The organism is Pseudomonas sp. TSO6, from assembly GCF_056098905.1.
This window is the reverse complement of sequence record NZ_JBLZWV010000055.1, coordinates 14,745-41,218: the sequence shown is the minus strand read 5'-3', so window position 1 is coordinate 41,218 and position 26,474 is coordinate 14,745. Positions and strand designations below refer to the sequence as shown.

The 26,474-nt window shown below is 62.3% G+C and carries 26 protein-coding genes and 7 tRNA genes; 28 read left to right on the top strand and 5 right to left on the bottom strand.

All coding sequences use genetic code 11. The features are described from left to right. Positions 1–42 precede the first annotated feature (42 nt). Positions 43–621, bottom strand: a complete 579-nt coding sequence (locus ACN6NG_RS21945; protein WP_063424981.1) for a Maf family protein — start codon at positions 619–621, stop codon at positions 43–45. A 95-nt stretch (positions 622–716) separates the two neighbouring features. Here ACN6NG_RS21945 and ACN6NG_RS21940 point away from each other — a divergent pair, with 95 nt between their 5' ends. The 16 genes from ACN6NG_RS21940 to ACN6NG_RS21865 all read left to right on the top strand — a co-directional run bounded on the left by ACN6NG_RS21940 (position 717) and on the right by ACN6NG_RS21865 (position 14,071). Further along, the gene (locus ACN6NG_RS21940; RefSeq protein WP_016500896.1) at positions 717–1,244 is read left to right on the top strand and encodes a YceD family protein; all 528 of its coding nucleotides are present in this window, start codon (positions 717–719) and stop codon (positions 1,242–1,244) included. Positions 1,245–1,257: 13 nt separating this feature from the next. Then, positions 1,258–1,440: a 50S ribosomal protein L32 gene (gene rpmF / locus ACN6NG_RS21935; protein ID WP_016485486.1), complete on the top strand. Its 183-nt coding sequence runs from the start codon at positions 1,258–1,260 to the stop codon at positions 1,438–1,440. Positions 1,441–1,443: 3 nt separating this feature from the next. Further along, the gene (plsX, locus tag ACN6NG_RS21930) at positions 1,444–2,454 is read left to right on the top strand and encodes a phosphate acyltransferase PlsX (protein WP_016500895.1); all 1,011 of its coding nucleotides are present in this window, start codon (positions 1,444–1,446) and stop codon (positions 2,452–2,454) included. A 127-nt stretch (positions 2,455–2,581) separates the two neighbouring features. Beyond that, positions 2,582–3,520, top strand: a complete 939-nt coding sequence (fabD, locus tag ACN6NG_RS21925; RefSeq protein ID WP_081238007.1) for an ACP S-malonyltransferase — start codon at positions 2,582–2,584, stop codon at positions 3,518–3,520. A gap of 15 nt (positions 3,521–3,535) precedes the next feature. Next, on the top strand, positions 3,536–4,276 hold the full coding sequence (fabG, locus tag ACN6NG_RS21920; RefSeq protein WP_016500893.1) for a 3-oxoacyl-ACP reductase FabG: 741 nt from the start codon (positions 3,536–3,538) through the stop codon (positions 4,274–4,276). 202 nt (positions 4,277–4,478) lie between these two features. Continuing rightward, positions 4,479–4,715, top strand: a complete 237-nt coding sequence (gene acpP, locus ACN6NG_RS21915; protein ID WP_063424985.1) for an acyl carrier protein — start codon at positions 4,479–4,481, stop codon at positions 4,713–4,715. 189 nt (positions 4,716–4,904) lie between these two features. Continuing rightward, complete coding sequence (gene fabF, locus ACN6NG_RS21910; protein WP_012271164.1) at positions 4,905–6,149, top strand: beta-ketoacyl-ACP synthase II; 1,245 nt, start codon at positions 4,905–4,907, stop codon at positions 6,147–6,149. Beyond that, a complete protein-coding gene (gene pabC, locus ACN6NG_RS21905; protein WP_063424987.1) occupies positions 6,149–6,964 on the top strand; it encodes an aminodeoxychorismate lyase in 816 nt (271 codons plus the stop codon). Before fabF ends, pabC begins: the two co-directional genes overlap by 1 nt. Positions 6,965–6,968: 4 nt before the next feature. Then, positions 6,969–8,186, top strand: a complete 1,218-nt coding sequence (gene mltG / locus ACN6NG_RS21900; protein WP_474316167.1) for an endolytic transglycosylase MltG — start codon at positions 6,969–6,971, stop codon at positions 8,184–8,186. 9 nt (positions 8,187–8,195) lie between these two features. Further along, positions 8,196–8,828: a dTMP kinase gene (gene tmk, locus ACN6NG_RS21895; RefSeq protein ID WP_063424991.1), complete on the top strand. Its 633-nt coding sequence runs from the start codon at positions 8,196–8,198 to the stop codon at positions 8,826–8,828. Further along, entirely contained in the window at positions 8,821–9,807 is a 987-nt protein-coding gene (locus tag ACN6NG_RS21890) for a DNA polymerase III subunit delta' (protein ID WP_063424993.1), read from the top strand. Before tmk ends, ACN6NG_RS21890 begins: the two co-directional genes overlap by 8 nt. Positions 9,808–9,837: 30 nt before the next feature. Continuing rightward, positions 9,838–10,620: a TatD family hydrolase gene (locus ACN6NG_RS21885; RefSeq protein ID WP_474316164.1), complete on the top strand. Its 783-nt coding sequence runs from the start codon at positions 9,838–9,840 to the stop codon at positions 10,618–10,620. A gap of 496 nt (positions 10,621–11,116) precedes the next feature. Beyond that, positions 11,117–11,752 carry a TetR/AcrR family transcriptional regulator gene (locus ACN6NG_RS21880; protein ID WP_016485495.1) on the top strand — a complete coding sequence of 212 codons (636 nt, stop codon included), beginning with the start codon at positions 11,117–11,119 and terminating at the stop codon, positions 11,750–11,752. A 107-nt stretch (positions 11,753–11,859) separates the two neighbouring features. Next, positions 11,860–12,828 carry a GTP 3',8-cyclase MoaA gene (locus ACN6NG_RS21875; RefSeq protein WP_063424997.1) on the top strand — a complete coding sequence of 323 codons (969 nt, stop codon included), beginning with the start codon at positions 11,860–11,862 and terminating at the stop codon, positions 12,826–12,828. 66 nt (positions 12,829–12,894) lie between these two features. Next, entirely contained in the window at positions 12,895–13,500 is a 606-nt protein-coding gene (locus ACN6NG_RS21870; RefSeq protein WP_016485497.1) for a DUF4823 domain-containing protein, read from the top strand. A gap of 10 nt (positions 13,501–13,510) precedes the next feature. Beyond that, positions 13,511–14,071, top strand: a complete 561-nt coding sequence (locus tag ACN6NG_RS21865) for a DUF1285 domain-containing protein (protein ID WP_474316160.1) — start codon at positions 13,511–13,513, stop codon at positions 14,069–14,071. A gap of 156 nt (positions 14,072–14,227) precedes the next feature. Here the strand turns inward: ACN6NG_RS21865 and ACN6NG_RS21860 are convergent. After that, a tRNA-Asn gene (locus ACN6NG_RS21860) sits at positions 14,228–14,303 on the bottom strand. Between the two features lie 63 nt (positions 14,304–14,366). Continuing rightward, positions 14,367–15,563, bottom strand: a complete 1,197-nt coding sequence (locus ACN6NG_RS21855) for an amino acid aminotransferase (protein ID WP_063425001.1) — start codon at positions 15,561–15,563, stop codon at positions 14,367–14,369. Positions 15,564–15,850: 287 nt separating this feature from the next. Between ACN6NG_RS21855 and uvrB the strand changes: the two genes are divergently transcribed. Further along, entirely contained in the window at positions 15,851–17,866 is a 2,016-nt protein-coding gene (uvrB, locus tag ACN6NG_RS21850; protein ID WP_016500881.1) for an excinuclease ABC subunit UvrB, read from the top strand. A gap of 160 nt (positions 17,867–18,026) precedes the next feature. Here the strand turns inward: uvrB and ACN6NG_RS21845 are convergent, their stop codons facing one another. Continuing rightward, positions 18,027–19,577, bottom strand: coding sequence for an MDR family MFS transporter (locus tag ACN6NG_RS21845; protein WP_474316157.1), 1,551 nt, complete (start codon positions 19,575–19,577; stop codon positions 18,027–18,029). Further along, the gene (locus tag ACN6NG_RS21840; RefSeq protein ID WP_353456885.1) at positions 19,567–20,622 is read right to left on the bottom strand and encodes an HlyD family secretion protein; all 1,056 of its coding nucleotides are present in this window, start codon (positions 20,620–20,622) and stop codon (positions 19,567–19,569) included. Before ACN6NG_RS21840 ends, ACN6NG_RS21845 begins: the two co-directional genes overlap by 11 nt. A 143-nt stretch (positions 20,623–20,765) precedes the next feature. On the opposite strand from ACN6NG_RS21840, the gene gltX reads away from it, so the two are divergent. From gltX to ACN6NG_RS21785, 11 genes are all read left to right on the top strand, one after another. Beyond that, a complete protein-coding gene (gene gltX / locus ACN6NG_RS21835) occupies positions 20,766–22,247 on the top strand; it encodes a glutamate--tRNA ligase (RefSeq protein WP_061203740.1) in 1,482 nt (493 codons plus the stop codon). A gap of 288 nt (positions 22,248–22,535) precedes the next feature. Beyond that, positions 22,536–22,611: transfer RNA gene (locus tag ACN6NG_RS21830), tRNA-Ala, on the top strand. Between the two features lie 72 nt (positions 22,612–22,683). Then, a tRNA-Glu gene (locus ACN6NG_RS21825) sits at positions 22,684–22,759 on the top strand. Positions 22,760–22,812: 53 nt separating this feature from the next. Beyond that, positions 22,813–22,888: transfer RNA gene (locus ACN6NG_RS21820), tRNA-Ala, on the top strand. Positions 22,889–22,930: 42 nt separating this feature from the next. Next, positions 22,931–23,006 (top strand) — tRNA-Glu (locus ACN6NG_RS21815). A 62-nt stretch (positions 23,007–23,068) separates the two neighbouring features. Then, positions 23,069–23,144, top strand: a tRNA-Ala gene (locus ACN6NG_RS21810). Positions 23,145–23,186: 42 nt separating this feature from the next. After that, a tRNA-Glu gene (locus tag ACN6NG_RS21805) sits at positions 23,187–23,262 on the top strand. A 172-nt stretch (positions 23,263–23,434) separates the two neighbouring features. Continuing rightward, positions 23,435–23,974: a TetR/AcrR family transcriptional regulator gene (locus ACN6NG_RS21800; protein ID WP_138737744.1), complete on the top strand. Its 540-nt coding sequence runs from the start codon at positions 23,435–23,437 to the stop codon at positions 23,972–23,974. Between the two features lie 15 nt (positions 23,975–23,989). Then, positions 23,990–24,823, top strand: a complete 834-nt coding sequence (locus tag ACN6NG_RS21795; RefSeq protein WP_258655750.1) for an alpha/beta fold hydrolase — start codon at positions 23,990–23,992, stop codon at positions 24,821–24,823. 185 nt (positions 24,824–25,008) lie between these two features. Next, entirely contained in the window at positions 25,009–25,443 is a 435-nt protein-coding gene (locus tag ACN6NG_RS21790) for an acyl-CoA thioesterase (RefSeq protein ID WP_016500875.1), read from the top strand. Positions 25,444–25,493: 50 nt separating this feature from the next. After that, positions 25,494–26,465: a tRNA dihydrouridine synthase gene (locus ACN6NG_RS21785; RefSeq protein ID WP_049274400.1), complete on the top strand. Its 972-nt coding sequence runs from the start codon at positions 25,494–25,496 to the stop codon at positions 26,463–26,465. The last annotated feature ends 9 nt before the right edge of the window (positions 26,466–26,474 follow it).

The following is a 26,474-nucleotide window of genomic DNA, read 5'->3' as shown; positions in this document are numbered from 1 at the left end:
TGCGGCGCTCGATCTATCAGGCGCAAAAAATCTCAAGACGGACTAAGGGATGACGACCCCTTCCTTGGTCAGCATATCTACCAGCCGAATCAGCGGCAGCCCGATCAGGCTGGTCGCATCGCACCCGTGGGTGCTCTGAAACAAACTCACCCCCAAGCCCTCTGCCTTGAAGCTCCCTGCGCAATCCAGTGGCTGTTCCGCCGTCACATAGCGCTCCACCCGCTCCCGGCTCAATTCGCGCAGCGTCACCGTAAACGGCACGCAGTCCACCTGGCAGTGCCCGGTCGCGCTATTGAGCAATGCCAATCCGGTCAGAAAGCTCACCTGCTGCCCGCTGCACTCCAGCAGTTGCTCGCAAGCCCGCTCGAACGTGTGTGGTTTGCCCAGCACCTGTTCGCCCAGTACTGCAACCTGGTCCGAACCGATAATCAGGTGCGCGGGGTGGCTACCCGCCAAAGCTTCGGCCTTTTGCCTGGCCAGCCGGCGCACCAGTTCCACGGCGGGCTCGTCATCCCGTCGCTTTTCGTCTATATCGGGGCTTGCCCAAGTGAAGGGCAGGCGCAGGCGTGTCAGCAGTTCGCGGCGATAGGCAGAGCTGGAAGCCAGTAACAAAGGAAGCATGGTAGACTCCGTTTCGGTTGAACCAATCCTATCACGCACGATGCCGCCGAATTTCCTTTGACAGGGACGGGGGGCATCCCTAGAATGCTGCGCCTATGTTGAATGACCCGATTCCACCTCACGTTGACCCGCGCAAATTAGCCGATCGTGGCGTAACCCTTAACGGTTCGCTGCAACTCGCTGATTTGGAAAGACTCTGCGACCCGCTTTCCGACAATGTCGGTACGGTGCAGGCGAAGTTCGATTTTGAACGAGATGAACAGCACGTGGTGGTTATCCACACCGAGCTGAACGTCGAGGTCAAGATGGTTTGCCAGCGTTGTCTTGAGCTGGTCACCCTGCCGATCTACAGCGAATGTACATACGCTGTGGTGAAGGAGGGTGCGAATACCCAGTCGTTGCCGAAAGGCTATGACGTGCTGGAACTGGGCGAAGATCCTTTGGATCTGCAGGCATTGGTCGAGGAGGAGCTTCTGCTCGCCTTGCCAATCGTGCCTGCTCACCATCCGGAAGAATGCCAGCAGCCGGCGGGCGCAGACGAGCCCGAATCGAGCAAGGACGAGGTATCGCGGTCCAACCCGTTCAGTGTTTTGGCGCAGTTAAAGCGTGACCCAAACGTTTAGGAGTTAATCAATTATGGCTGTTCAGCAGAACAAAAAATCCCGCTCTGCCCGTGACATGCGCCGTTCGCACGACGCCCTGTCGGAAAACGCGCTGTCGGTAGAGAAAACCACCGGTGAAATTCACCTGCGCCACCACGTTTCGCCAGAAGGCGTATACCGTGGTCGTAAAGTGATCGATAAGGGCGCTGACGAGTAATCCTTGTCCGCTCAGATCATCGCGATCGACGCAATGGGCGGGGACTTCGGTCCCCGCAGCATTGTCCAGGCTAGCATTGCCTGCCTTTCGGCTACCCCCTCGCTGCACCTGACCCTCGTCGGTCAACCCTCCCTCCTAGAAGATCTTGTCAGCGGCCTTGCAGCTGCGGATCGCGCGCGCCTGCAGATTGTCGCCGCCAGTGAGGTGATCGGTATGGACGAGCGGCCCTCCCAGGCGCTACGCGGCAAGCCGGACTCGTCGATGCGCATCGCCCTCGAACTGGTGCGTGATGGCAAGGCCCAGGCCTGCGTCAGTGCCGGCAATACCGGGGCGTTGATGGCGCTGTCACGCTTCGTGCTCAAAACCTTGCCGGGTATCGATCGGCCAGCCATGGTGGCGGCGATCCCGACCCAGGCGGGTTACTGCCAGCTGCTGGACCTGGGTGCCAATGTCGATTGCAGCGCCGAGAACCTCTATCAGTTTGCGGTGATGGGCTCGGTGGCCGCCCAGGCCCTGGGTGTGCATCGGCCGCGTGTGGCATTGCTGAACATCGGTACCGAGGACATCAAGGGCAACCAGCAGGTCAAGCTGGCGGCCACGCTGTTGCAGAACGCCCGCGGCCTTAACTACGTCGGTTTCGTCGAAGGGGATGGCCTGTACAGAGGGGAGGCGGACGTGGTGGTGTGCGACGGTTTTGTCGGCAACATCCTGCTTAAATCCAGCGAGGGCCTGGCAACGATGATCGGTGCGCGCATCGAAAAGCTGTTCAAGGGCGGTGCATTTGCTCGCGTTGCCGGGGCCGTGGCGATGCCGCTGCTCAAGCGCCTGCAGGCCGACCTGGCGCCGGCACGGCACAACGGTGCGAGCTTTCTGGGGTTGCAGGGTATCGTCATCAAGAGCCATGGCTCGGCAGGCGTGCAGGGCTTCCAGAGCGCCATCCAGCGGGCGTTGATCGAAATTCAGGAAAACCTGCCGCAGCGCCTGCATGGCCGCCTTGAAGACCTGTTGCCTTAGGCATTTCGGCGATGAAGTGCTTAAATGTGACCGCTTGGTCTGCGTTTCCATCCAAGTTTTCAGATTCCGCGCCTGGCCTGCGGCCTGGCGCACCCTATCCGACGACAAGATCATAAGGGCTTGTTCAATGTCTGCATCCCTCGCATTTGTCTTTCCCGGTCAAGGTTCCCAGTCGCTGGGCATGCTCGCCGAGCTCGGCGCCGAGAAGCCAGTGATCATCGAAACCTTCAAGGAAGCTTCCGACGCACTCGGTTACGACCTGTGGAAGCTGATCCAGGAAGGCCCGGAAGAGCAACTCAACCAGACCGACAAGACCCAGCCGGCCATCCTCACCGCGTCCATCGCGCTGTGGCGCCTGTGGCTGGAGGAGGGTGGCGCCAAGCCGGCCTTCGTTTCCGGTCACAGCCTGGGTGAATACAGCGCCTTGGTTGCCGCTGGCAGCATCAGCCTGAAAGACGCCGTTCGCCTGGTCGAGCGCCGTGGTCAGTTGATGCAGGAGGCCGTGCCGGCAGGTCACGGTGCCATGGCTGCAATCCTTGGCCTGGACGACGCCGTGGTCGTAGAAATCTGCGCCGAAGCGGCAGAAGACCAAGTGGTCAGCGCCGTCAACTTCAACTCGCCTGGCCAGGTGGTCATCGCCGGTAACAAGGCTGCGGTAGATCGCGCCATGGAGCTGTGCAAGGCCAAAGGTGCCAAGCGCGCCCTGCCGCTGGCGGTCAGCGTCCCGTCGCACTGTGCCCTGATGAAGCCGGCCGCCGAGCGCTTTGCCGAATCGGTCAATGCCATCGAATGGAAGGCGCCGCAAATTCCGGTGGTGCAGAACGTCACTGCTGCCATTGCCGCCGACCTCGATGCCCTCAAGCATGACCTGCTGGCCCAGCTGTACCAGCCTGTGCGTTGGGTCGAGTGCGTGCAAACCCTGGCTGCCAACGGTGCAGTCAACCTGGTCGAGTGCGGCCCGGGCAAGGTCCTGGCTGGCCTGAACAAGCGTTGCGCCGACGGCGTGACCACCTACAACCTCAATACCCCTGACGCCGTTGCCGCCACCCGCGCGGCACTGGCCTGATTTGGAGAAGCTTGCATGAGCCTGCAAGGTAAAGTTGCACTGGTCACCGGCGCCAGCCGTGGCATTGGCCAGGCCATCGCCCTCGAGCTGGGCCGCCAGGGCGCGACCGTGATCGGTACCGCCACTTCGGCCTCCGGCGCCGAGCGCATTGCTGCCACCCTGAAAGAGCACGGTATCACCGGCACCGGGATGGAGCTGAACGTGACCAGCGCCGAATCCGTTGAAGCTGTTCTGGGTGCCATCGCCGAACAGTTTGGCGCGCCGGCCATCCTGGTCAACAACGCCGGTATCACTCGCGACAACCTCATGCTGCGCATGAAGGACGACGAGTGGTTCGACGTGATCGACACCAACCTGAACAGCCTCTACCGTCTGTCCAAGGGCGTGCTGCGTGGCATGACCAAGGCACGTTGGGGTCGTATCATCAGCATCGGCTCGGTCGTCGGTGCAATGGGTAACGCTGGCCAGGCCAACTACGCCGCCGCCAAGGCTGGCCTGGAAGGCTTCAGCCGCGCCCTCGCGCGTGAAGTGGGCTCGCGTGGCATCACCGTCAACTCGGTGACTCCGGGCTTTATCGACACCGACATGACCCGCGAGCTTCCAGAAGCGCAGCGTGAAGCCCTGCAAACCCAGATTCCGCTGGGCCGCCTGGGCCAGGCCGACGAAATTGCCAAGGTGGTTTCGTTCCTGGCATCCGACGGTGCAGCCTACGTGACCGGCGCTACCGTGCCGGTCAACGGCGGGATGTACATGTAACACTGCAACTCAATGTGACGGATTTCGTAAAAAAAGAGTCATACTGCGAGCCTAAAATCCGTTATAAAGCTGCAATCAGATTCCAGGCAGCGGGTGCGGTGACTGCCCGAAGGTGTGTTTCGCTTGAAAAGCGAACGTCTTTCTATAAAATTAGCCACCGGCCAGCTGCCTGACATATATCCATTAGGAGTGAAAACTAGGTATGAGCACCATCGAAGAACGCGTCAAGAAAATCGTCGCCGAGCAACTGGGCGTGAAGGAAGATGAAGTGACCAACGATAAGTCCTTCGTCGATGACCTGGGTGCCGATTCGCTTGACACCGTTGAGCTGGTGATGGCTCTGGAAGAGGAATTCGAGACCGAAATCCCTGACGAAGAAGCCGAGAAAATCACTACCGTTCAAGCCGCTATCGACTACGTCAACAACCACAAGGCGTAAGACGCTGTAGTCGTCGCTTCTTGACGAGAAAAACCGCACTGCCTTTGCCGGCGTGCGGTTTTTTCTTTGCGAACGTGCTGCTTTTTGGCGAGCCGGCTTCGCTCACCGCGCACCAAGAGCCTGTTGCCATTCCATTCCTGCGCTTGAATGTAATCGCAAGAGACTCTGTTATTAGAAAAGGAGAGTACTGTGTCGCGTAGACGCGTCGTGGTCACCGGTATGGGTATGCTGTCGCCACTGGGTACCGATGTACCGAGCACCTGGCAGGGCATTCTGGCTGGCCGCAGTGGCATTGGTCCGATCGAACACACGGACCTGTCTGCCTACTCCACCCGTTTTGGCGGCTCGGTGAAAGGCTTCGAGGTCGAGCAATACCTGTCGGCCAAAGAGGCCCGCAAGCTTGACCTGTTCATCCAGTACGGCCTGGCGGCCGGTTTCCAGGCGGTGCGTAATGCCGGCCTGGAGGTCACCGACGCCAACCGTGAGCGCATTGGCGTGGCCATGGGCTCGGGGATCGGCGGCCTTACCAACATCGAGGAAACCAGCCGTACGCTGCACGATTCGGGGCCGCGTCGCATTTCCCCGTTCTTTGTGCCGGGCTCGATCATCAACATGATCTCCGGGTTCCTGTCGATCCACCTGGGCCTGCAGGGGCCGAACTACGCCATTGCCACTGCGTGCACCACTGGCACCCATTGTATCGGCATGGCCGCGCGCAATATCGCCTACGGTGAAGCTGACGTGATGATTGCAGGTGGCGCGGAGATGGCTGCCTGTGGCCTGGGCATGGGCGGCTTCGGTGCCTCGCGTGCGCTGTCCACCCGCAACGACGAGCCAAGCCGGGCCAGCCGCCCATGGGACAAGGGCCGTGACGGCTTTGTATTGTCCGACGGTGCCGGTGCCCTGGTGCTCGAAGAGCTGGAGCACGCCAAGGCCCGTGGTGCGACCATCTATGCCGAGCTGGTTGGCTTTGGCATGAGCGGCGACGCCTACCACATGACTTCGCCACCCGACACCGGCGAGGGCGCTGCCCGCTGCATGGCCAATGCCTTGCGCGATGCCGGTATCCAGCCGGAAGAGGTCAGCTACATCAACGCCCACGGTACCTCGACCCCTGCGGGCGACGTGGCCGAGGTGGCCGCGATCAAGCGCGTGTTCGGCGAGCATGCCTACAAGCTGGCTGTCAGTTCGACCAAGTCGATGACCGGCCACCTGCTGGGTGCCGCGGGCGCGGTGGAAGCGATCTTCAGTGTGCTGGCGATCAACAGCCAGATGGCCCCGCCCACCATCAACCTGGACGAACCGGACGAAGGTTGCGACCTCGACTTCGTGCCGCACCAGGCGCGCAGCATGCCGATCGACGTGGTGTTGTCCAACTCGTTCGGCTTTGGCGGCACCAACGGCTCGCTGGTGTTCCGCCGGTTCGCCGGTTGATGCACAGCTGGGTCGATGGCCAGCCCTCGGTTGCAGTCAACCTGCAGAACCGCGGCCTGGCCTACGGCGATGGCCTGTTCGAGACCATTGCCGTGCGCGGTGGCCAGCCCAGCTTGCTGGACGGCCACCTCGCACGCCTGGCGCTGGGTTGTCAGCGCCTGGCGATCAGTGCCGACATGGCGCTGGTGCGCGACGAGCTCCTGCGCTATGCCAGCCAGCTCGGTGAAGGTGTAGCCAAACTCATCCTTACCCGTGGTGACAGCCAGCGTGGCTATGCGCCAGTTGCCGGTGCCGTGCCACGGCGAATCCTGCAGGGCAGCCCGTTACCCAGCTATCCTGTGGACCATGCCGAGCACGGCGTGCGCTTGTTTCCTTGCCAGACCCGGCTTGGGGAACAACCGCTGCTGGCCGGCCTCAAACACCTCAACCGCCTGGAGCAGGTGCTGGCGCGTGCCGAATGGCAGGACAGCGAGCATGCCGAAGGCCTGATGCGTGACGGGCAGGGCAGGGTGATCGAAGGCGTGTACAGCAATCTGTTCCTGGTGCGCGATGGCGTGCTGCTCACTGCCGACCTCAGCCGTTGTGGTGTGGCCGGGGTAATGCGTGCTGCATTGCTGGAACAGGTCGCGCTGCTGGGCATCCCTGCGCAGGTCGCTGACCTGCCGTTTGACGCGCTGGAGCAGGCAGATGAAGTATTTGTTTGCAATAGTGTTTACGGCATCTGGCCCGTGCGGGGCGTAGCCGCGCTAAACTGGTCGCCTGGCCCGCTCACCCGTAAACTGCAGGCCGTTGCCCGTACGTTACTGGAAACCTGAATTCGTGAGACGTAAATTCCTGCTACTGCTGGAAATGGGCTTGATACTTGCCGGGCTGGCACTTGGCTGGTCGGCCTGGAAGGTCAACTCGGTGCTGGAGCAGCCCTTGCACGTGACGCAGGAGCGCCTGCTCGACGTGCCCAATGGCACCAACCCCAACCGCATGTTCTACCGCATGCAACAAGAAGGGTTGCTCGACGATGCTGTCTGGTTGCGCTTGTACTGGCGCTTCAACATGGCTGGCACCGCCCTGCACACCGGCGAATACCGCCTCACCCCTGGCATGACGGTCGAACAGTTGTTCGACGCATGGCGCCGGGCCGATGTGGTGCAGTACAACCTCACCCTGGTCGAAGGCTGGACCTTCCGTCAGGTGCGCTCGGCTGTGGCCAAGCATGAAAAGATCAAGCACACCCTGGACGGCCTGTCGGATTCCGAAGTGATGGACAAGCTCGGCCATACTGGCGTATTCCCCGAAGGGCGGTTTTTCCCGGACACTTACCGCTTTGTGCGCGGCATGAGCGATGTCGAGTTGCTGCAGCAAGCCTACATGCGTCTGGACGAAGTGCTGGCAAAGGAATGGGCCGTGCGCACCACCGACCTGCCATATCGCGACCCGTACCAGGCGTTGATCATGGCGTCGCTGGTGGAAAAGGAAACCGGTATCCCCCAGGAGCGTGGGCAGATTGCCGGCGTATTTGTACGGCGCCTGCGCCTGGGCATGATGCTGCAGACCGACCCGACGGTGATCTACGGCATGGGTGAGCGCTACAACGGCAAGATCACCCGCGCCGACTTGCGCGAACCGACGCCCTACAACACCTATACCATGACGGGGCTGCCACCCACGCCGATTGCCATGGTCGGGCGCGAAGCGATTCACGCAGCGCTCAACCCGTCCAATGGCACCAGCCTGTACTTCGTCGCCCGCGGCGATGGCAGCCATGTGTTCTCCGACGACCTCGACGACCATAACTCGGCGGTGCGCGAGTTCCAGCTCAAGCGGCGTGCAGGCTACCGCTCCAGCCCCGCGCCGCAGCAAGAGGTAGAGCCGGGTGCTGACGACGCCCAGCCCCAGGTGCCTGCAGCGGACGAGCCGGCTGCACAGCCCTTGCCCGAAGAGCCGGCTGCACAGCCCTTACCCGAAGAGCCGCCTGTGCAGGACGCCCCTGCTGGCGGCGCGCAAGCGGCCGAACGGCCGACGCCTGACGAACAACATTAAGGACTGCCTGTGAGCGGCTTGTTTATTACGCTGGAAGGCCCCGAAGGCGCGGGCAAGAGCACCAACCGCGACTACCTGGCTGCGCGCTTGCGCGAGCAGGGCCTGGATGTAGTGCTGACCCGTGAACCTGGCGGTACGCCGCTGGCCGAAAAGGTCCGCGAGCTGCTGCTGGCGCCCAGCGATGAAAGCATGGCGGCCGACACCGAGCTGCTGCTGGTGTTCGCTGCGCGCGCCCAGCACCTGGCGCAGGTAATCCGCCCGGCGCTGGCGCGCGGGGCCGTTGTGCTGTGTGACCGTTTTACCGACGCCACCTATGCCTATCAGGGCGGTGGGCGTGGTTTGTCGGTCGAGCGTATCGCCACCCTGGAGCAATTTGTCCAGGGTGACCTGCGCCCGGACCTGACCTTGGTCTTCGACCTGCCAGTGGAAGTGGGCTTGGCCCGTGCTGCCGCCCGCGGCCGCCTGGACCGTTTCGAGCAAGAAGGCCAGGCGTTTTTCGAAGCGGTGCGCCAGGCATACCTGCAGCGCGCCCAGCGCGAGCCGCAGCGCTACAGCCTGCTCGATGCCGCGCAAACGCTGGAAGCCGTGCAGCGCGCCATCGATGCGCTGCTGCCGGCGATTGTGGAGCGTTGCCGTGGCTGACGCCTACCCCTGGCAGCAGGCCCTCTGGCAGCAGCTGGCCGGCCGCAGCCAGCACGCGCACGCCTACCTGCTGCACGGGCCGCAGGGTATCGGCAAGCGGGCCATGGCCGAGCGCCTGATGGCCCGCCTGCTGTGCCAGCAGCCCCAAGGGCTGGATGCCTGCGGCGGGTGCAAGTCCTGCCTGTTGCTAAAGGCCGGTAGCCACCCGGACAACTTTGTGCTCGAGCCTGAAGAGGCCGACAAGCCGATCAAGGTCGACCAGGTGCGCGAGCTGGTGGCATTCGTGGTGCAAACCGCGCAATTGGGTGGGCGCAAGGTGGTGCTGATCGAGCCTGTCGAGGCGATGAACGTCAACGCCTCCAACGCGCTGCTCAAAAGCCTCGAAGAGCCATCTGGCGATACGGTGCTGCTGCTGGTCACGCACCAGCCCAGCCGCTTGTTGCCGACCATCAAGAGCCGCTGCCAGCAGGTGGCGTGCCCGCAGCCAAGCCTGGCCCAGAGCCAGGCCTGGCTGGCCGCTGCGTTGCCTGACAGTGACGAGGCCGAGCGTGACGAGCTACTGACGCTGGCCGCCGGTTCGCCATTGATGGCGGTCAGCCTGCAGGCACAAGGTGTGCGCGAGCAACGTGCGCTGGTTACTGACGGGGTGAAGAAGCTGATCAAGCAGCAGCAATCGCCCAGCCAGCTGGCCGATGCCTGGAACGGCGTGCCACTGCTGTTGCTGTTCGACTGGTTCTGCGATTGGTCGCATCTGATCCTGCGCTACCAGTTGACCCAGGACGAGGAGGGGTTAGGCTTGGCCGATATGCGCAAGGTGGTGCAATACCTGGCGCAGAAGAGCCGCCAGGCCAAGGTGCTGGAGGTGCAGGCCTGGATCCTGGAGCAGCGCCAGAAGGTGCTGGGCAAGGCCAACCTCAACCGTGCCCTGCTGCTCGAATCGCTGCTGGCTCACTGGCTGCAACTGCCGGGTACCCGCTGATTTTCATTTTTTCATGTGTGCCGTTATCCCATGCTCGTAGATTCCCATTGCCACCTCGACCGTCTTGACCTGAGCGCCCACCAGGGCTCCCTCGATGCTGCCTTGCAGGCGGCCCGTGAACGTGGGGTCGGGCATTTCCTGTGTATTGGCGTCAGTGCCGAAAACGCCGGTGCGGTGAAGGCGTTGAGCGACCAGTATGCCGACGTCGATTGCTCGGTGGGTGTGCACCCGTTGGACCTGGCACCGGGTGAAACCCCTGCGCTGGAATGGCTGCTGCGCGAGCTGGCCCACCCCCATGTGGTGGCGATTGGCGAAACCGGGCTTGACTACCACTATGAGCCGGAAGCTGCCGAGCTGCAGCAGGCTTCGTTCCGCCTGCACCTGGAAGCCTCGCGGCAGACCGACAAGCCGGTCATCGTGCACACCCGGGCGGCACGTGCCGATACCCTGGCACTGCTGCGTGAGGCCAACCTGCCGCAGGCCGGCGTGCTGCATTGCTTTACCGAAGATTGGGAGATGGCCAAGGCCGCGCTGGACCTGGGGTATTACATATCGCTGTCTGGCATCGTTACCTTCCGCAATGCCGATGCCCTGCGCGAAGTGGCTCGGCAGGTGCCGGTCGATCGTTTGCTGGTCGAGACCGATTCGCCGTACCTGGCGCCCATTCCGCACCGTGGCAAGCCGAATTTGCCGCAGTATGTGCGGGAAGTGGCGGAGTATGTGGCTTCGTTGCGGGGCGCCAGTTATGAGCAACTGGCTGAGCAGACCACTGCCAACTTCAAGCGGTTGTTCCCGTTGGCGCGGGTGGCTTGATTCTCGGCGACTGGAGTTGTGTGAGGGCCGCAATGTGCCTGCCATAGCATTCTCAGCGCCTGTTATATCGAGCGCCGCCCGCGCGGCGCTGGCGCTCACAGGCGCTGCAAAACTTGAGACCGGCTCCTGTCAGCCCTCATGCTCCTCCGAAAAATCCCTTCCTCTGCAAACACTCAAAAAAAACCCGGGTTCTGGGGGGGGAATCCGGGTTAAGACCATTAGGAGTAAAACAAAGGTACGCGGTCCCTGAGCACCTTTATCGGCGCGCCACTTGGGGGGGGATGCGCCGCGCCAACACTTCAAGTATTGGTCAGCTTTGGCGCAGTGCCAGCCTATATTGGTCGTTTTTTAAACAAATTTGGAATACGCCGAGGTTTCAATCCTCCCGCAGCGCATGGCAGTAAGCATGGTGAAACACAGACATGCGTGGATGATCCGTGCAATTTCTTGCAAGTTAGGCATAATAAACCGCTTCGATTGTCATCCAGTCCTTCCCATGCAGAAAGAACCTCGTAAGGTCCGTGAGTTTCGCCGTCGCGAACAGGAAATCCTCGACACCGCGCTCAAGCTGTTTCTCGAACAGGGTGAGGACAGCGTCACTGTCGAAATGATCGCCGACGCCGTGGGTATCGGCAAAGGCACGATCTACAAGCATTTCAAGTCAAAGGCGGAAATCTACCTGCGCCTGATGCTCGACTATGAGCGCGACCTGAACGAACTGTTGCACTCGGCCGACGTCGACCGTGACAAGGAAGCCCTGTCACGCGCCTACTTCGAGTTCCGCATGCGCGACCCGCAACGTTACCGGCTGTTCGACCGCCTGGAAGAGAAGGTGGTCAAGGGCAACCAGGTGCCGGAAATGGTCGAGCAACTGCACAGTATCCGTGCCTCTAACTTCGATCGCCTGACTCAGCTGATCAAGGGCCGCATCAGCGAAGGCAAGCTCGAAGACGTACCGCCGTATTTCCATTACTGCGCCGCCTGGGCGCTGGTGCACGGCGCCGTTGCGCTGTACCACTCGCCGTTCTGGAGCAATGTGCTTGAGGATCAGGAAGGTTTCTTCCAGTTCCTGATGGACATCGGTGTGCGCATGGGCAACAAGCGCAAACGTGACCCGGAACCGACCAACTGAAGCGTTCCGTCATTTAACGCTGAAGCCGGCAGGGTGCGGGGGCTTGCAAAAACCTGATTTATGAGTCAGGTTTCGCCTGCCCCTTATCACCCATGCCGGAGTCATTCATGATTGTCGATCGTCAAGGCAGGCGCTTTCGCAACCTGCGTGTCAGCCTGACGGCTGCTTGCAATTATGCCTGCACCTACTGCGTGCCCGACGGCAAACGCCTGGTGGCGGCGCAAGACGAACTCTCGGCAGATGCCCTGGCCCGCGGCGTGGCTTACCTGATCGAAGCGGCTGGTATCGAGCGCCTGCGCATCACAGGGGGTGAGCCGCTGGTCAGCCCGCGCCTGGATGCCTTTCTGGCCGCCGTGGCCAAGCTCGACCTCGACGATATCTCGCTGACCACCAATGGCCAGCTGTTGGCGCGCAAGCTGCCTCAGCTGCAAGCGGCGGGTATCCGACGCCTGAATGTTTCCCTCGACACTCTCGACCCCCAGGCCTTCCGCCGCATTGCCCGGGGCGGCGACCTGGCCAGTGTGCTGGCGGGTATGGAGCAGGCCAGTGCGCTGGGCATGCGAATCAAGGTGAACATGGTGCCAATGCGCGGGCACAACCTCGACCAGGTATTGCCGCTGCTGGATTACTGCCTGGAGCGCGGCTTCGAGTTGCGCTTCATAGAACTCATGCGCATGGGCCACCTGGCCCGTGAGCACAATGCCTTTGTGCAGCAGTTCGTCGGGCTCGACCAGTTGCTGGCGCTGATCGGCGGCAAATATACCTATGTCCAGGTCGATGCGCCGCTGGACGCCACAGCCCTGCGCTATGAAGTCCCGGGCATTGGCCACTTTGGTATCATCGCCAACGAGAGCGTGCCGTTTTGCCGTACCTGCTCGCGCTTGCGCCTTTCCTCCACGGGCTGGTTGCATGGCTGCCTGTCTTCGGGCAATCGCCACTTCGTCGGTGACCTGCTGGAAAAGCCGCGTCATCAGGCCCTGCCGGCCCTGCAACGCCTGTTGGTCAAGGCGCTGGCAGACAAGCAGGACCTGGCGTTTTCCGGTGATGTGATGGTGATGAAGGTGATTGGCGGCTGAAGCTGGCGCAAAAGCTGCATCCGCCGGCTATTCGCCGGTTTTTCGTCGCCGGCCACTGGAGGAAAGATGCGTAGCCTGGTCTTGCTGCTGGCGCTGATGGCGCTGGGCGGCTGCATGAATGTCAGCGATATGGGCGAAGGCGTCCGCTATCACATGAGCGATGCCGGTCTGCTGGACCACAGCGATACCCGGCGTACCCTGTCGATCCGCCTGCAGCCCGACTCGTTCATCTTCATCGGCCAGGGCGCATTCGTGCCGCCGGGCAAGGGGCCGGTGCCACGGCAGAACGCGGTGGCTGACGAGGCATTCAAGAGCTTTGTCGAGTATTTCCCGTTGGTGCGCCGCGCCCAAGGCCCATTGGGCCTGGAAGACGCCATTGCTCAGGCCCGCTCGGTGGGTGCCGACTACGTCCTGTACACCCGCTTCGCCCGTACCGACGACCGCATCGGCAATGGCGATGAGTGGTATGACGAACAGGCCGTCGACCGGCTGGGGTGGGACACTGGCGTGGTGCAGATGATGTTGATCGAAACCAATACCCGCTACCTGATCGACACCGCACGCATCAAGAGCCGTGGCGGTTTGTTGACGTTCCACGACAACACCCCGGAGGATTTGCTTGGTGCGCCGATGCGCGAGTACGCTCGTAGCCTTCTGGGTATGAGCGAATGAGGCAGGCGTGATGAGTGATTCCGGCAAGGCCAATGATCTTCTGGCACAGATCCCCAAGGCCAAGGGCCTGCCGCCGGTGCATCTGTGGAACCCGGATTTTTGCGGTGACATCGACATGCGCATTGCCCGCGATGGCACCTGGTATTACCTGGGTACGCCGATTGGGCGCAAGCCGATGGTGCGGTTGTTTTCCACGATCATTCGCCGCGATGGCGATGACTACTTCCTGATTACCCCGGTAGAAAAGGTTGGCATCCGCGTCGACGATGCCCCATTCGTGGCAGTGGCGCTGGAGGTGCTGGGGGAGGGGGAGCAGCAGGTGCTGCGCTTCACCAGCAATGTCGAGGACCAGGTTGACGCCGGGCCGGATAATCCCCTGCGGGTAGTGATCGACCCGGTGACGCAGGAGCCATCGCCCTATGTGCTGATGCGCAGCAACCTGGAAGCGCTGATAAATCGCAATGTGTTTTACCAGCTGGTGGAACTGGCGGTGCCACATGTGATCGAGGGGGAGGAATGGTTGGGCGTATGGAGCCGGGGGGAGTTTTACCCGATTGGGCGCATTAGTTGAGGGCTCTGGGGCTGGAAGGCGCATGTCTTGAGTTTTGTGCTGCCTGGTAGATCGAGCGCCGCCCGCGCGGCGCTCGATTTACCAAGCGCTGACATGCTTCCGGTGAACAACGAAAAAGCCCCCGGTTGCTTGCGCACCCGGGGGCTTTTCAATGTTTGGCTCCGCGACCTGGACTCGAACCAGGGACCCAATGATTAACAGTCATTTGCTCTACCGACTGAGCTATCGCGGAATCTGCGCCATATCTTACTGATTGCCCGGGAGATGTCAAGCCTCTCCCAGGCAAATCAATAGGTTACAGCACTTCGACGATGGCCTTGGTCACCACGTGGATGTTGCTCTGGTTCAGCGCGGCAACCGCGATGCGGCCGGTGTCCAGCGCGTAGATGCCAAAATCGTTCTTCAGGCGCGCCACTTGTTCAACGGTAAGGCCCGAGTAGGAGAACATGCCCGCCTGGCGGCCAACGAAGCTGAAGTCGCGCTTGGCGCCATATTCAGCCAGCAGGCTGACCATTTGCTGGCGCATGCCGTGGATGCGCTGGCGCATCTCGCCCAGCTCGGCTTCCCACATCTGGCGCAGTTCGTCGCTGTTCAGCACGGTAGCGACGATGGTCGCGCCGTGGGTCGGCGGGTTGGAGTAGGTGGTGCGGATTACGCGCTTGACCTGCGACAGCACGCGAGTGCTTTCGTCTTTGTTGCCGGTGACGATCGACAGTGCGCCAACGCGCTCGCCGTACAGCGAGAACGACTTGGAGAACGAGCTGGAAACGAAGAAGTCCAGGCCCGACTCGGCGAACAGGCGCACGGCGAAGGCGTCTTCGGCGATGCCGTCACCAAAGCCTTGGTAGGCCATGTCGAGGAACGGGACATGGCCCTTGGCCTTGACCACTTCCAGGACGTTTTTCCAGTCGTCCAGGCCCAGGTCGACGCCAGTCGGGTTGTGGCAGCAGGCATGCAGCACGACGATCGAGCCGGACGGCAGGTTGTTCAGGTCTTCGAGCATGCCGGCACGGTTGACGTCGTTGCTAGGCGCGTCGTAGTAGCGGTAGTTCTGTACCGGGAAACCGGCGGTCTCGAACAGTGCGCGGTGGTTTTCCCAGCTCGGGTCGCTGATGGCAACCACGGCATTGGGCGACAGGCGCTTGAGGAAGTCGGCGCCGATCTTCAGCGCGCCGGTGCCGCCAACGGCCTGCACGGTGACCACGCGGCCAGCGGCCAGCAGTGGCGACTCGGCGCCGAAGATCAGTTTTTGCACGGCCTGGTCGTAAGTGGCGATGCCGTCGATCGGCAGGTAGCCGCGCGAGGCGTGCTGGGCGGCACGCTGGGTTTCGGCTTCGATCACGGCGCGCAGCAGCGGAATGCGGCCTTCCTCATTGCAGTAAACGCCCACGCCCAGGTTGACCTTGTCGGTACGTGGGTCGGCGTTGAATGCTTCGTTGAGGCCCAGGATAGGGTCGCGGGGTGCCAGCTCGACAGCGGAAAACAGGCTCATTGTTACCTTGGCTCTGATTGGAGAGTGATAGGGCGTACACGCTCCAGCCGAATGCACTGAAGCGGTGCACAAACGGGGAGTCAGTATAGTGATACCGCCCGGTCACTGCGACACTCTGGCACAGCTTTTCCAGCTATTTGCGCAAATATTTTTCGACCATTGGTCTAATTGCCGTGTCCACTGTAACAAGCGCTCACAGCCCGGCCTTGAAAGCGCCCCCGGATAGCCGCATTTGGGTATAGACTACTGGCTAAATTTACAGTTGCTGCAACACCGCGAGGTCAAACATGTCCGAGTTCCAGCTCGTCACCCGTTTTCAGCCGGCCGGCGACCAGCCCGAGGCCATCCGCCAGATGGTCGAAGGCATCGAGGCGGGGCTGTCGCACCAGACGCTGCTCGGCGTGACCGGTTCGGGCAAGACCTTCAGCATCGCCAACGTCATCGCGCAGGTGCAGCGCCCGACCCTGGTGCTGGCGCCGAACAAGACCCTGGCCGCGCAGTTGTACGGCGAATTCAAGGCGTTCTTCCCCAATAACGCGGTGGAGTATTTCGTTTCCTACTACGACTACTACCAGCCCGAGGCCTACGTGCCGTCGTCGGACACCTTCATCGAGAAGGACGCCTCGATCAACGACCATATCGAGCAGATGCGCCTGTCGGCGACCAAGGCGCTGCTGGAGCGGCGCGATGCAATCATCGTCACCACCGTGTCGTGCATCTATGGCCTGGGCAGCCCCGAGTCCTACCTGAAAATGGTCCTGCATGTGGACCGCGGCGACAAGCTCGATCAGCGCGCACTGCTGCGCCGGCTGGCCGACCTGCAGTACACCCGCAACGAAATGGACTTTGCCCGTGCCACCTTCCGCGTGCGCGGTGATGTGATCGACATCTTCCCGGCCGAGTCGGACCTTGAAGCCATCCGCATCGAACTGTTCGATGACGAGGTGGAGAACATCGCCGCCTTCGACCCGCTCACCGGCGAGGTTTTCCGCAAGTTGCCACGCTTCACCTTCTACCCCAAGAGCCACTACGTTACCCCGCGGGAAACCCTGCTGGAGGCCGTGGAGGGCATCAAGGAAGAGTTGAAGGAGCGCCTGGAGTACCTGCACAAGGCCAACAAGCTGGTAGAAGCACAGCGCCTGGAACAGCGCACCCGTTTCGATCTGGAAATGATCATGGAGCTGGGTTACTGCAACGGCATCGAGAACTACTCGCGCTACCTGTCCGGGCGCCCGGCCGGTGCGCCACCGCCCACTCTGTACGACTACCTGCCAGCCGATGCACTGCTGGTGATCGACGAATCACACGTCAGCGTTCCGCAGGTCGGTGCCATGTACAAGGGCGACCGTTCACGCAAGGAAACACTGGTCGAATACGGCTTCCGCATGCCCTCGGCACTGGACAACCGGCCGATGCGCTTCGACGAATGGGAGGATGTCAGCCCGCAGACCATCTTCGTGTCCGCGACCCCGGGCCCCTACGAAGCCGAGCATTCCGGGCGCGTGGTGGAGCAGGTGGTGCGTCCGACCGGCCTGGTAGACCCGCAGGTCGAGATACGCCCGGCACTGACCCAGGTGGATGACTTGCTGTCGGAAATCCGCAAGCGCGTGGCGCTGGGTGAGCGGGTGCTGGCCACTACGCTGACCAAGCGCATGGCCGAGGACCTCTCTGATTACCTGGCCGACCACGATGTGCGGGTGCGCTACCTGCACTCGGACATCGACACGGTGGAGCGGGTAGAGATCATCCGCGACCTGCGCCTGGGCACCTTCGACGTGCTGGTGGGCATCAACCTGCTGCGCGAAGGCCTGGACATGCCGGAGGTTTCGCTGGTGGCGATCCTCGATGCCGACAAGGAAGGCTTCCTGCGATCGGAGCGCTCGCTGATCCAGACCATCGGCCGCGCTGCGCGTAACCTCAATGGCCGGGCCATCCTGTACGCCGACAACATCACCGGCTCGATGCAGCGGGCAATTGACGAAACCGAGCGACGCCGTGAAAAGCAGGTCGCCTTCAACGAAGCCAACGGTATCGTGCCCAAGGGCGTGGTCAAGGACATCACCGACATCATGGAAGGCGCCACCGTGCCTGGCGCGCGCAGCAAAAAGCGCAAGGGCATGGCCAAGGCGGCAGAAGAGAGCGCCCGTTACGAGGCCGAGCTGCGTACGCCGGGCGAGATCACCAAGCGTATCAAGCAGCTTGAAGAGAAGATGATGCAGTTCGCCCGCGACCTGGAGTTCGAAGCTGCGGCGCAGCTGCGCGACGAGATTACCCAGCTGCGCGAGCGGTTGATTACCAGCTGAAGCCTGCTGAGCCCTCTGTGGGAGCGGCCTTGTGTCGCGAAAAGGGCCGCGCAGCGGCCCCAGGACTTCAGCGTCACGGCACAAATTGCTGGGGCCGCTGTGCGGCCCCTTCGCGACACAAGGCCGCTCCCACAAGTACCGCGTATCACCCTGAGTTGCCTCAATGAGCTTCCCCAGCCTTCAACCCCGCCGGCAGCTTGCGGGTGAGCAACACTGCCACCATGCTCACCGCCAACCCGATCCCGACAAAGTGGAACGCGTCGTTGTAGGCCATGATCATGGCCTGCTGGTGGGTGATCTCGCTCAACTTGCCCAGCGCCGCATTGTCATTGCCCAGCCGCTCGGCCAGTTGCGCCAGCCGTTCCGCTACCTGCGGGTTGCTCGGCACCACCGCTTCGCGCAGGTAGTCGAAATACACCTTGGTCCGCGCATCCAGTAGTGTGGCCAGCAAGGCGATGCCAATCGCACCGCCCAGGTTACGCAGGATATTGAACAGGCTCGATGCCGACCCCGCGTCCTGCGGCTGGATGTAAGCCGTGGCGATCAGCGAAATGGTCACCATGATCATCGGCTGGCCAAGGGCGCGGATGATCTGGATATGGTTGAACTGCGGCCCGGCAAAGTCCGGGTTGAGCACCCCCGAGCCGAAACTCGCGGCGCCGAACAGGCAGAACCCCAGGGCGCACAGCAGCTTGGGCGACACCACTTTCATCAGCTGTGGTACCAGCGGGATCAGAAACAGCTGCGGCACCCCCATCCACATGATCACCTCGCCGATCTGCAAGGCGTTGTAGCCCTGCACCTGAGCCAGGTACAGCGGCAGCAGGTAGATCGACCCGTACAGGCCTACGCCCATGCCCAGGCTGGCGATGCTCGACAGGCCGAAATTGCGGTTACCGAGGATGCGCAGGTTGATCAGCGGGTGTGGCTTGGAGAACTGCAGGATGACGAAGCTGATCAGGCTGACCAAGGCGACGCTGCCCAGGCCGACGATCAGGTGCGACTCCAGCCAGTCCTTGCGGTGCCCCTCTTCAAGAAACACCTGCAGGCAGCCCAACCCCAGGCCCAGGGTGACGATGCCTGCGTAATCGGTGCTTTTCAGCAGTTCCCAGTGCGCGTCTTTCTTCTCCAGCCCGTACAGCAGGCCGGCAATCATCACCAGGCCCGGCGGGATGTTGATGTAGAAAATGTACTCCCAGCCCCAGTTCTCGGTCAGCCAGCCGCCCAGGGTGGGGCCGATGGAGGGGGCAAACGTGGCGGTCATGGCGAACATCGCCATGCCTTTGGCGCGGTGGCGTTCGGGCAGCTTGATCAGGGTGAGGGTAAACGCCAGTGGGATCAGCGCGCCGCCGGTAAAGCCTTGCAGGGCGCGGAACAGGTTCATGCTCTCCAGGTTCCAGGCCATCGAGCACAGCAGTGACGACAACAGAAAGCCCCCGGAAACCCACACGGCCAGGCGTCGGGCAGACAGCAGCTGCACCAGCCAGGCGGTCAGCGGAATCATGATGATTTCCGCCACCAGGTACGAGGTGGAAATCCACGAGCCTTCTTCCAGGGTTGCCGACAGGGCACCCTGAATGTCCTTCAGTGACGAGTTGGTGATCTGGATGTCCAGCACCGCCATGAACGCGCCGAGCATCACCCTCATCACCGCGATCCAGTCGCGCCGGGTAGGCTCGTCGCTGGGCCTGAGCAGTTGGTCACCGGCCATCGTGGCCTTCGCTCTCGCTGCGCAGGTCTATGGTGGCGGTCACCGACATGCCGGGGCGGATGCGCCCATGCAGCGGGTTGTCGGCGCTGAAGGTGATCTTGACCGGGATGCGCTGCACCACCTTGGTGAAGTTGCCGGTGGCGTTATCGGGTGGCAGCAGGCTGAACTGCGCCCCCGAGGCCGCGAACACACTGTTTACCCGGCCTTCGATGGGGGTGTCCGGGTAGCTGTCGAACAGCAGCTCGGCGCGCTGGCCGGGCTGCATGTGGCCGATCTGGGTTTCCTTGAAGTTGGCCTGCACCCAGATGTCTTCGTCGGGCACGATCGACAGCAGGTAGGCACCGGCCTGCACCACCTGGCCATTGCGCGCATTGCGCTGGCCGATGGTGCCGCTGATCGGCGCGCGGATTTCGCAACGGGTCAGGTTCAGCTTGGCCTGGGCCAGGTCGGCGCGTGCGTTGGCGATTTGTGCATTGAGGCGTTTGAGGTCGGCGTTCAGGGCATTCACCTGCTGGCGCTGGCTTTGCAGGTCGGCGCGGGCCTTGTCGACCTGAGAGCCGGCAACATGGCTGTCTGCCGACAGGGTGGTGACCCGTTCCTCGGATATGAAACCTGGCTTGCGCAGCTTTTCGGCACGGCTCAGGTCCACCCGAGAACGGTCGAACGTGGCCTGGTTAGCAGCCACCTGAGCCTGCCCGGCGGCGATCAGGCTACCTTGCTGGGTCAGGCGGCTTTGTGCCTGTGCGTATTCCGCTTCACGGGTGGCCAGGGTGGCGCGGGCGCGGTCAACCGCCAGGTCAAAGTCTGCCGCTTCCAGGCGTACCAGCAGGTCACCTTTGTTGACGTGCTGGTTGTCCTCGACCGGCACCGCGTCGATACGTGCGCCCAGCTGGCTGGAAATACGGGTGATCTCGCCCTGTACATAGGCGTTGTCGGTGCTCTCGTAGAAGCGGCCCTTGAAGTACCAGTGGGCCAGGAAGGCGAGGGCGATGATGGCCACCAGGGTGAAGAAGATCGCTAGGCGGCGTTTGAGTTGGGCAGGCATGGGGACTATCGATCCAGAAATGTAAGCAAATTTAACAGTGCCGCAGGGTCTGTCGACAAGTGACGTTCGCGCCATTGCTGGAGCCCGGTGCCTGCCTCCTGCTAACATCCCGCCTTTGTTTCATCTTCAGTTCGAGACCTTCCATGACCACCGTACGCACGCGTATCGCGCCATCGCCTACCGGCGACCCCCATGTCGGCACTGCCTACATCGCCCTGTTCAACTACTGCTTTGCCAAGCAGCACGGCGGTGAGTTCATCCTGCGCATCGAAGACACCGACCAGCTGCGCTCCACGCGCGAGTCGGAACAGCAGATCTTCGACGCCCTGCGCTGGCTCGGCATCGAATGGAACGAAGGCCCGGATGTGGGCGGCCCGCACGGCCCGTACCGGCAGAGCGAGCGTGGCGAGATCTACGCGAAGTATGCCAAGGAGCTGGTTGACGCCGGCCACGCCTTCTATTGCTTCTGCACCGCCGAAGAGCTGGAGCAGATGCGTGCCGAGCAACAGGCCCGCGGTGAAACCCCGCGCTACGACGGCCGCGCACTGCTGCTGAGCGCCGAGGAAGTGCAGCGCCGCCTGGACGCTGGCGAGCCACACGTGATCCGCATGAAGGTGCCGAGCGAAGGTATCTGCGTGGTGCCGGACATGCTGCGTGGCGATGTCGAAATCCCGTGGGACCGCATGGACATGCAGGTGCTGATGAAGAACGACGGCCTGCCGACGTACTTTCTGGCCAACGTGGTCGACGACCACCTGATGGGCATCACCCACGTCCTGCGTGGCGAAGAGTGGCTGCCGTCGGCGCCCAAGCTGATCAAGCTGTACGAATACTTCGGCTGGGAGCAGCCCAAGCTGTGCTACATGCCGCTGCTGCGTAACCCGGACAAGTCCAAGCTGTCCAAGCGCAAGAACCCGACCTCGGTGACCTTCTACGAGCGCATGGGCTTCATGCCGGAGGCGATGCTCAACTACCTGGGCCGCATGGGCTGGTCGATGCCGGACGAGCGCGAGAAGTTCTCGCTGGACGAGATGGTCGAGCACTTCGACCTGTCGCGTATTTCGCTGGGTGGCCCGATCTTCGACATCGAGAAGCTGTCCTGGCTCAACGGCCAGTGGCTGCGCGAACTGCCGGTCGAGGAATTCGCCACACGCCTGCAGAAGTGGGCATTCAACAGCGACTACATGATGAAGATTGCCCCGCACGTGCAGGGCCGGGTCGAGACCTTCAGCCAGGTTGCCCCGCTGGGCGGGTTCTTCTTCGAAGGTGCGCTGAAGCTGGATGCCAAGCTGTTCGAAAGCAAGAAACTGTCGGCCGACCAGGTGCGCCAGGTGATCCAGCTGATCCTGTGGAAGCTCGAAAGCCTGCGCCAGTGGGAAAAAGAGCGCATCACCGGCTGCATCCAGGCCGTGGTCGAGGCGCTGGAATTGAAGTTGCGTGATGCCATGCCGCTGATGTTCGCCGCCATTACCGGCCAGGCTAGCTCGGTGTCGGTACTGGACGCCATGGAAATCCTCGGCCCGGACCTGACCCGCTATCGCCTGCGCCAGGCCCTGGACCTGCTGGGTGGTGTGTCGAAGAAAGAAAACAAAGAGTGGGAAAAGCTGCTGGCTTCGATCGGCTGACCGCGTTCCCGCGCCTATAGTCGAACCTGTGGGAGCGGGTTCACCCGCGAATACGATGTGGCATGCATCACCGTATTCGCGGGTAAACCCGCTCCCACAGGGTTTACTGTTCAGGTTTTACTGGGGCAGGGCGGTAAGTGATTGTTATCTGTGAAAAAACTTTTGAATATTTTCAAAATTTCGTTTGACAGCCCTGCAATCCGATCTTAATATGCGCCCCGTCCACAGCGATGAACGAAAACGAAACGCCAGCCACCCAGCCAGCGATTCAGTTCAAGGCGACATTGTGGGGCTATAGCTCAGCTGGGAGAGCGCCTGCATGGCATGCAGGAGGTCAGCGGTTCGATCCCGCTTAGCTCCACCAAATTCCGCTTGTCAGTCACGGCTGGCAAGCAAGACCGGGTCCAGTAACCGGGTCTTGAAGGTAAGAAGGTTCGTCCCCTTCGTCTAGTGGCCTAGGACACCGCCCTTTCACGGCGGTAACAGGGGTTCGAGTCCCCTAGGGGACGCCAGTTTTACACAAGCGATGTTTCATTATGTCGCTGGGCCGCGAGGCTAAAAATCCGGGGCTATAGCTCAGCTGGGAGAGCGCCTGCATGGCATGCAGGAGGTCAGCGGTTCGATCCCGCTTAGCTCCACCAATTTTGCCGCGGTTCGCGTAAGCGGGCCGGCACGAAGGTTACGTCCCCTTCGTCTAGTGGCCTAGGACACCGCCCTTTCACGGCGGTAACAGGGGTTCGAGTCCCCTAGGGGACGCCACTTTTTCCTGCGTTTTGCAGGGCTTAAAAAGGCTCGTCGATTATTGATGAGCCTTTTGTTTCGGGGCTATAGCTCAGCTGGGAGAGCGCCTGCATGGCATGCAGGAGGTCAGCGGTTCGATCCCGCTTAGCTCCACCATTTCTGCCAGGGTTCACGCAAGTGAATCTTTGCGAAGGTTACGTCCCCTTCGTCTAGTGGCCTAGGACACCGCCCTTTCACGGCGGTAACAGGGGTTCGAGTCCCCTAGGGGACGCCATATTTACCCGCGTTTTGCGGGACTTTAAAGGCTCATTCGCTTATTGAATGAGCCTTTTGTTTTTTCTCCCTCCCGAACATTTCGCAGCTGACAAGCGGCGTGAAATTTCCCTTGTCAAAAAATATGATATTGATAATATTTCGTTCATCATATTTCGAATGGCGAGTGCCTGATGAGCGACAAGAAGAGCAGAACCCGCGAGCGAATTCTGGAAGCGGCACGCAGCGCGCTGATCCAGCACGGCCCGGCCGAGCCCAGCGTCAGCCAGGTGATGGGGGCGGCAGGGCTGACCGTCGGCGGTTTCTATGCCCACTTCGACAGCAAGGACGAGCTGATGCTCGAAGCCTTCCGCCAGCTGTTGGGTGAGCGCCGCGCCTTGCTCGCCCAGATCGACCCCAACCTCGATGGTGCGGGCCGCCGGGCGCTGGCCAGTGCCTTCTACCTGTCGCGCAAACACCGAGATGCCGAGGTGCATGCCTGCCCGCTGCCCAACTCGCTGGGCGAGATGCAGCGCCTTCCGGAGGTTTTCCGCGAGGTATTGGCCGAGCACATCGAGCTGATGACTGCAGCCATGGTCGACCGCCCTGAAGATGCCGACAAGGCCCTGGCCGACCTGGCGCTCATGGTCGGTGGCCTTGCCTTGGCCCGCGCCTTGGGCGCCAGCGAGCTGTCTGACCGTATTCTGCGCGCCGCCAAATCGGCGGTGCTTTAACCCTGGAGCATGGCGATGACTACCCTGAGCTGGATTCGTGGTGTCAATGGCACCCTGGGCCGCCTGGCCCCCGAGCATGTCGCGGGCAAGATGCGCCGTGCCTTCATGACCCCGCGCAATCTGCCGCCTCGGGATTGGGAGCTGCCCGTGTTGGCCAGCGCCGAGCGCATCACCCTGCGCTTCGGGTTGTCTGCCTTGCGCTGGGGGAAGGGGCCGACGGTGCTGCTGATGCATGGTTGGGAAGGGCGCCCGACCCAGTTTGCCGCCTTGATCGAAACCTTGGTCCAGGCCGGGCACACGGTGGTGTCGCTGGAGGGGCCGGGCCATGGCCGCTCGCCTGGTGAACAGGCCAATGTGGTGCTGTTCGCCCGGGCGCTGCTGGAGGCCGCTGCCGAGCTGCCGCCGCTGCGGGCGGTGATTGGCCACTCCATGGGCGGTGCCAGTGTATTGCTGGCCCTGCAGATGGGGCTGCGCACAGAGGCAGCAGTCAGTATTGCTGCCCCGGCGCGGCTGCTGGGCGTGCTGCGCGGTTTTGCTCATCATCTGGGGATGCCGGCGCGTGCGCGGGCGGCGTTCATTCGCCAGGTAGAGCGGGATGTGGGCATGCAGATTGCGCGGCTGGATGTGACCGGTTACCAGCTGGAGCTGCCGGGGTTGGTGGTGCATGCCGCCGATGATGCCCTGGTGGCCGCCGATGAAGCCCAGGTTATTCACAAGGCCTGGTTCGATAGCCGCCTGATGCTGTTGGAGGAGGGTGGGCACCAGCGGGTGCTGTCCGATCCGCGGCTGGGTGAGGCCGTGCTCGAATTGCTGGGGCGGGCTGACGTGCCAGCGCGACAAACCGCCTGATGGTGTTGCCTGAACTGGCCTCATCGCCGGCAAGCCAGCTCCCACAGATACGGCGCAAAGCTTGAGTCCTGCGCCGTTTTTGTGGGAGCTGGCTTGCCGGCGATGAGGCCGGTAAATCTTGCGCAGGGGCTGGACATTGCCCCGTAGGTCGCTGCTAAATCGACTTTTTTGCCAAGGAAGCGAACATGAGCTGGGACCTGGCAACACCCTTCGTCATCGACCTGCGCGTCGGCAGCGAGGACATCGACGGCCTCGGCCACGCAAACAACGCGGTGTACGTCACCTGGCTGGAGCGGTGCGCCTGGCGTCACTCCCAACGGTTAGGCCTGGACCTGGCCGAGTATCGGCGCCTGGACCGGGCGATGGCTGTGGTGCGCCACGAAATCGACTACCTGGCCGCCGCCTATGAGGACGACGAACTGCAACTGGCCACCTGGATCATCGACTGGGACCAGCGCCTGCGCATGACCCGGCGCTTCCAGCTCAAGCGCCCGCGTGACGGCGTAACCCTGCTGCGCGCGCAAACCACCTTTGCCTGCATCGAGCTGTCCAGTGGCAAGCCCAAGCGCATGCCGGCGGAATTCGTCGAAGGTTACGGTCCGGCGCTGATCGGCGCCTGAATCGCCGGCAATTTTTGTTAGACTGCCGGCTTTTCCGCCGAGACCCCGACATGCAAATTGCCCTGGCCCCCATGGAGGGGCTGGTTGACAACATCCTGCGCGACGTATTGACCCGCGTGGGCGGTATCGACTGGTGCGTCACCGAGTTCATTCGCGTGTGCGACCGCCTGCTGCCGGCGTCCTCGTTCGACAAGCTGGCGCCCGAGTTGCGCCAGGGTGCGCGCACGGCCGCCGGGGTGCCCATGCGCGTGCAGTTGCTGGGTTCGGACCCGGTATGCCTGGCGGAAAACGCGGCGCTGGCCTGTGAGCTGGGTGCGCCCGTGATCGACCTGAACTTTGGCTGCCCGGCCAAGACCGTGAACAAGTCACGGGGTGGTGCCGTGCTGCTCAAAGAGCCGGAGTTGCTGCACGCCATCGTGCGTGAGGTGCGCCGCGCGGTGCCGGCGCATATCCCGGTAACCTCGAAGATGCGCCTGGGCTTCGACAGCCCGGACGGCGCGCTGGAGTGTGCCACGGCCCTGGCAGAGGGCGGCTCGGCGCACCTGGTGGTGCATGCGCGGACCAAGGTCGAAGGCTACAAGCCGCCGGCGCATTGGGAGTGGGTGGCGCGGGTGCAGGATGTGGTCAAGGTACCGGTATTCGCCAATGGCGAGATCTGGACCGTCGATGACTGGCGCCGCTGCCGCGAGGTCAGTGGGGCCGAAGACATCATGCTGGGCCGAGGGCTGGTATCGCGCCCTGACCTGGGCCTGCAGATTGCCGCCGCGCGTGACGGGCGCGACTATCAGCCGATGAGCTGGGATGACCTGCTGCCGTTGTTGCGCGAGTTCTGGCGTCAGGCCCAGGCCAAACTGTCACCGCGCTATGCGCCGGGGCGGATGAAGCAGTGGTTGGCGATGCTGACCCGCAGTTACCCCGAGGCGGTGGTGTTGTTTGCCGAGTTGCGCCGGGAAGATGACTGCGCGCGGATCAGCCGGTTGTTGGGGGTTGAGGCGGCTACATTCGAGGCTTGTGTTGCCTGAACCGACCTC

What these genes read in the sequence shown, in the direction of transcription:
- fabD (WP_081238007.1), top strand. Translation starts at nt 2,582, where the DNA reads ATGTCTGCATCCCTCGCATTTGTCTTTCCCGGTCAAGGTTCCCAGTCG.
- pabC (WP_063424987.1), top strand. Translation starts at nt 6,149, where the DNA reads ATGCACAGCTGGGTCGATGGCCAGCCCTCGGTTGCAGTCAACCTGCAG.
- rpmF (WP_016485486.1), top strand. Translation starts at nt 1,258, where the DNA reads ATGGCTGTTCAGCAGAACAAAAAATCCCGCTCTGCCCGTGACATGCGC.
- ACN6NG_RS21790 (WP_016500875.1), top strand. Translation starts at nt 25,009, where the DNA reads ATGAGCTGGGACCTGGCAACACCCTTCGTCATCGACCTGCGCGTCGGC.
- ACN6NG_RS21940 (WP_016500896.1), top strand. Translation starts at nt 717, where the DNA reads ATGTTGAATGACCCGATTCCACCTCACGTTGACCCGCGCAAATTAGCC.
- ACN6NG_RS21870 (WP_016485497.1), top strand. Translation starts at nt 12,895, where the DNA reads ATGCGTAGCCTGGTCTTGCTGCTGGCGCTGATGGCGCTGGGCGGCTGC.
- uvrB (WP_016500881.1), top strand. Translation starts at nt 15,851, where the DNA reads ATGTCCGAGTTCCAGCTCGTCACCCGTTTTCAGCCGGCCGGCGACCAG.
- fabG (WP_016500893.1), top strand. Translation starts at nt 3,536, where the DNA reads ATGAGCCTGCAAGGTAAAGTTGCACTGGTCACCGGCGCCAGCCGTGGC.
- ACN6NG_RS21795 (WP_258655750.1), top strand. Translation starts at nt 23,990, where the DNA reads ATGACTACCCTGAGCTGGATTCGTGGTGTCAATGGCACCCTGGGCCGC.
- ACN6NG_RS21785 (WP_049274400.1), top strand. Translation starts at nt 25,494, where the DNA reads ATGCAAATTGCCCTGGCCCCCATGGAGGGGCTGGTTGACAACATCCTG.
- ACN6NG_RS21855 (WP_063425001.1), bottom strand. Translation starts at nt 15,563, where the DNA reads ATGAGCCTGTTTTCCGCTGTCGAGCTGGCACCCCGCGACCCTATCCTG.
- ACN6NG_RS21880 (WP_016485495.1), top strand. Translation starts at nt 11,117, where the DNA reads ATGCAGAAAGAACCTCGTAAGGTCCGTGAGTTTCGCCGTCGCGAACAG.
- ACN6NG_RS21865 (WP_474316160.1), top strand. Translation starts at nt 13,511, where the DNA reads ATGAGTGATTCCGGCAAGGCCAATGATCTTCTGGCACAGATCCCCAAG.
- gltX (WP_061203740.1), top strand. Translation starts at nt 20,766, where the DNA reads ATGACCACCGTACGCACGCGTATCGCGCCATCGCCTACCGGCGACCCC.
- ACN6NG_RS21800 (WP_138737744.1), top strand. Translation starts at nt 23,435, where the DNA reads ATGAGCGACAAGAAGAGCAGAACCCGCGAGCGAATTCTGGAAGCGGCA.
- ACN6NG_RS21840 (WP_353456885.1), bottom strand. Translation starts at nt 20,622, where the DNA reads ATGCCTGCCCAACTCAAACGCCGCCTAGCGATCTTCTTCACCCTGGTG.
- ACN6NG_RS21875 (WP_063424997.1), top strand. Translation starts at nt 11,860, where the DNA reads ATGATTGTCGATCGTCAAGGCAGGCGCTTTCGCAACCTGCGTGTCAGC.
- ACN6NG_RS21885 (WP_474316164.1), top strand. Translation starts at nt 9,838, where the DNA reads ATGCTCGTAGATTCCCATTGCCACCTCGACCGTCTTGACCTGAGCGCC.
- ACN6NG_RS21945 (WP_063424981.1), bottom strand. Translation starts at nt 621, where the DNA reads ATGCTTCCTTTGTTACTGGCTTCCAGCTCTGCCTATCGCCGCGAACTG.
- acpP (WP_063424985.1), top strand. Translation starts at nt 4,479, where the DNA reads ATGAGCACCATCGAAGAACGCGTCAAGAAAATCGTCGCCGAGCAACTG.
- ACN6NG_RS21845 (WP_474316157.1), bottom strand. Translation starts at nt 19,577, where the DNA reads ATGGCCGGTGACCAACTGCTCAGGCCCAGCGACGAGCCTACCCGGCGC.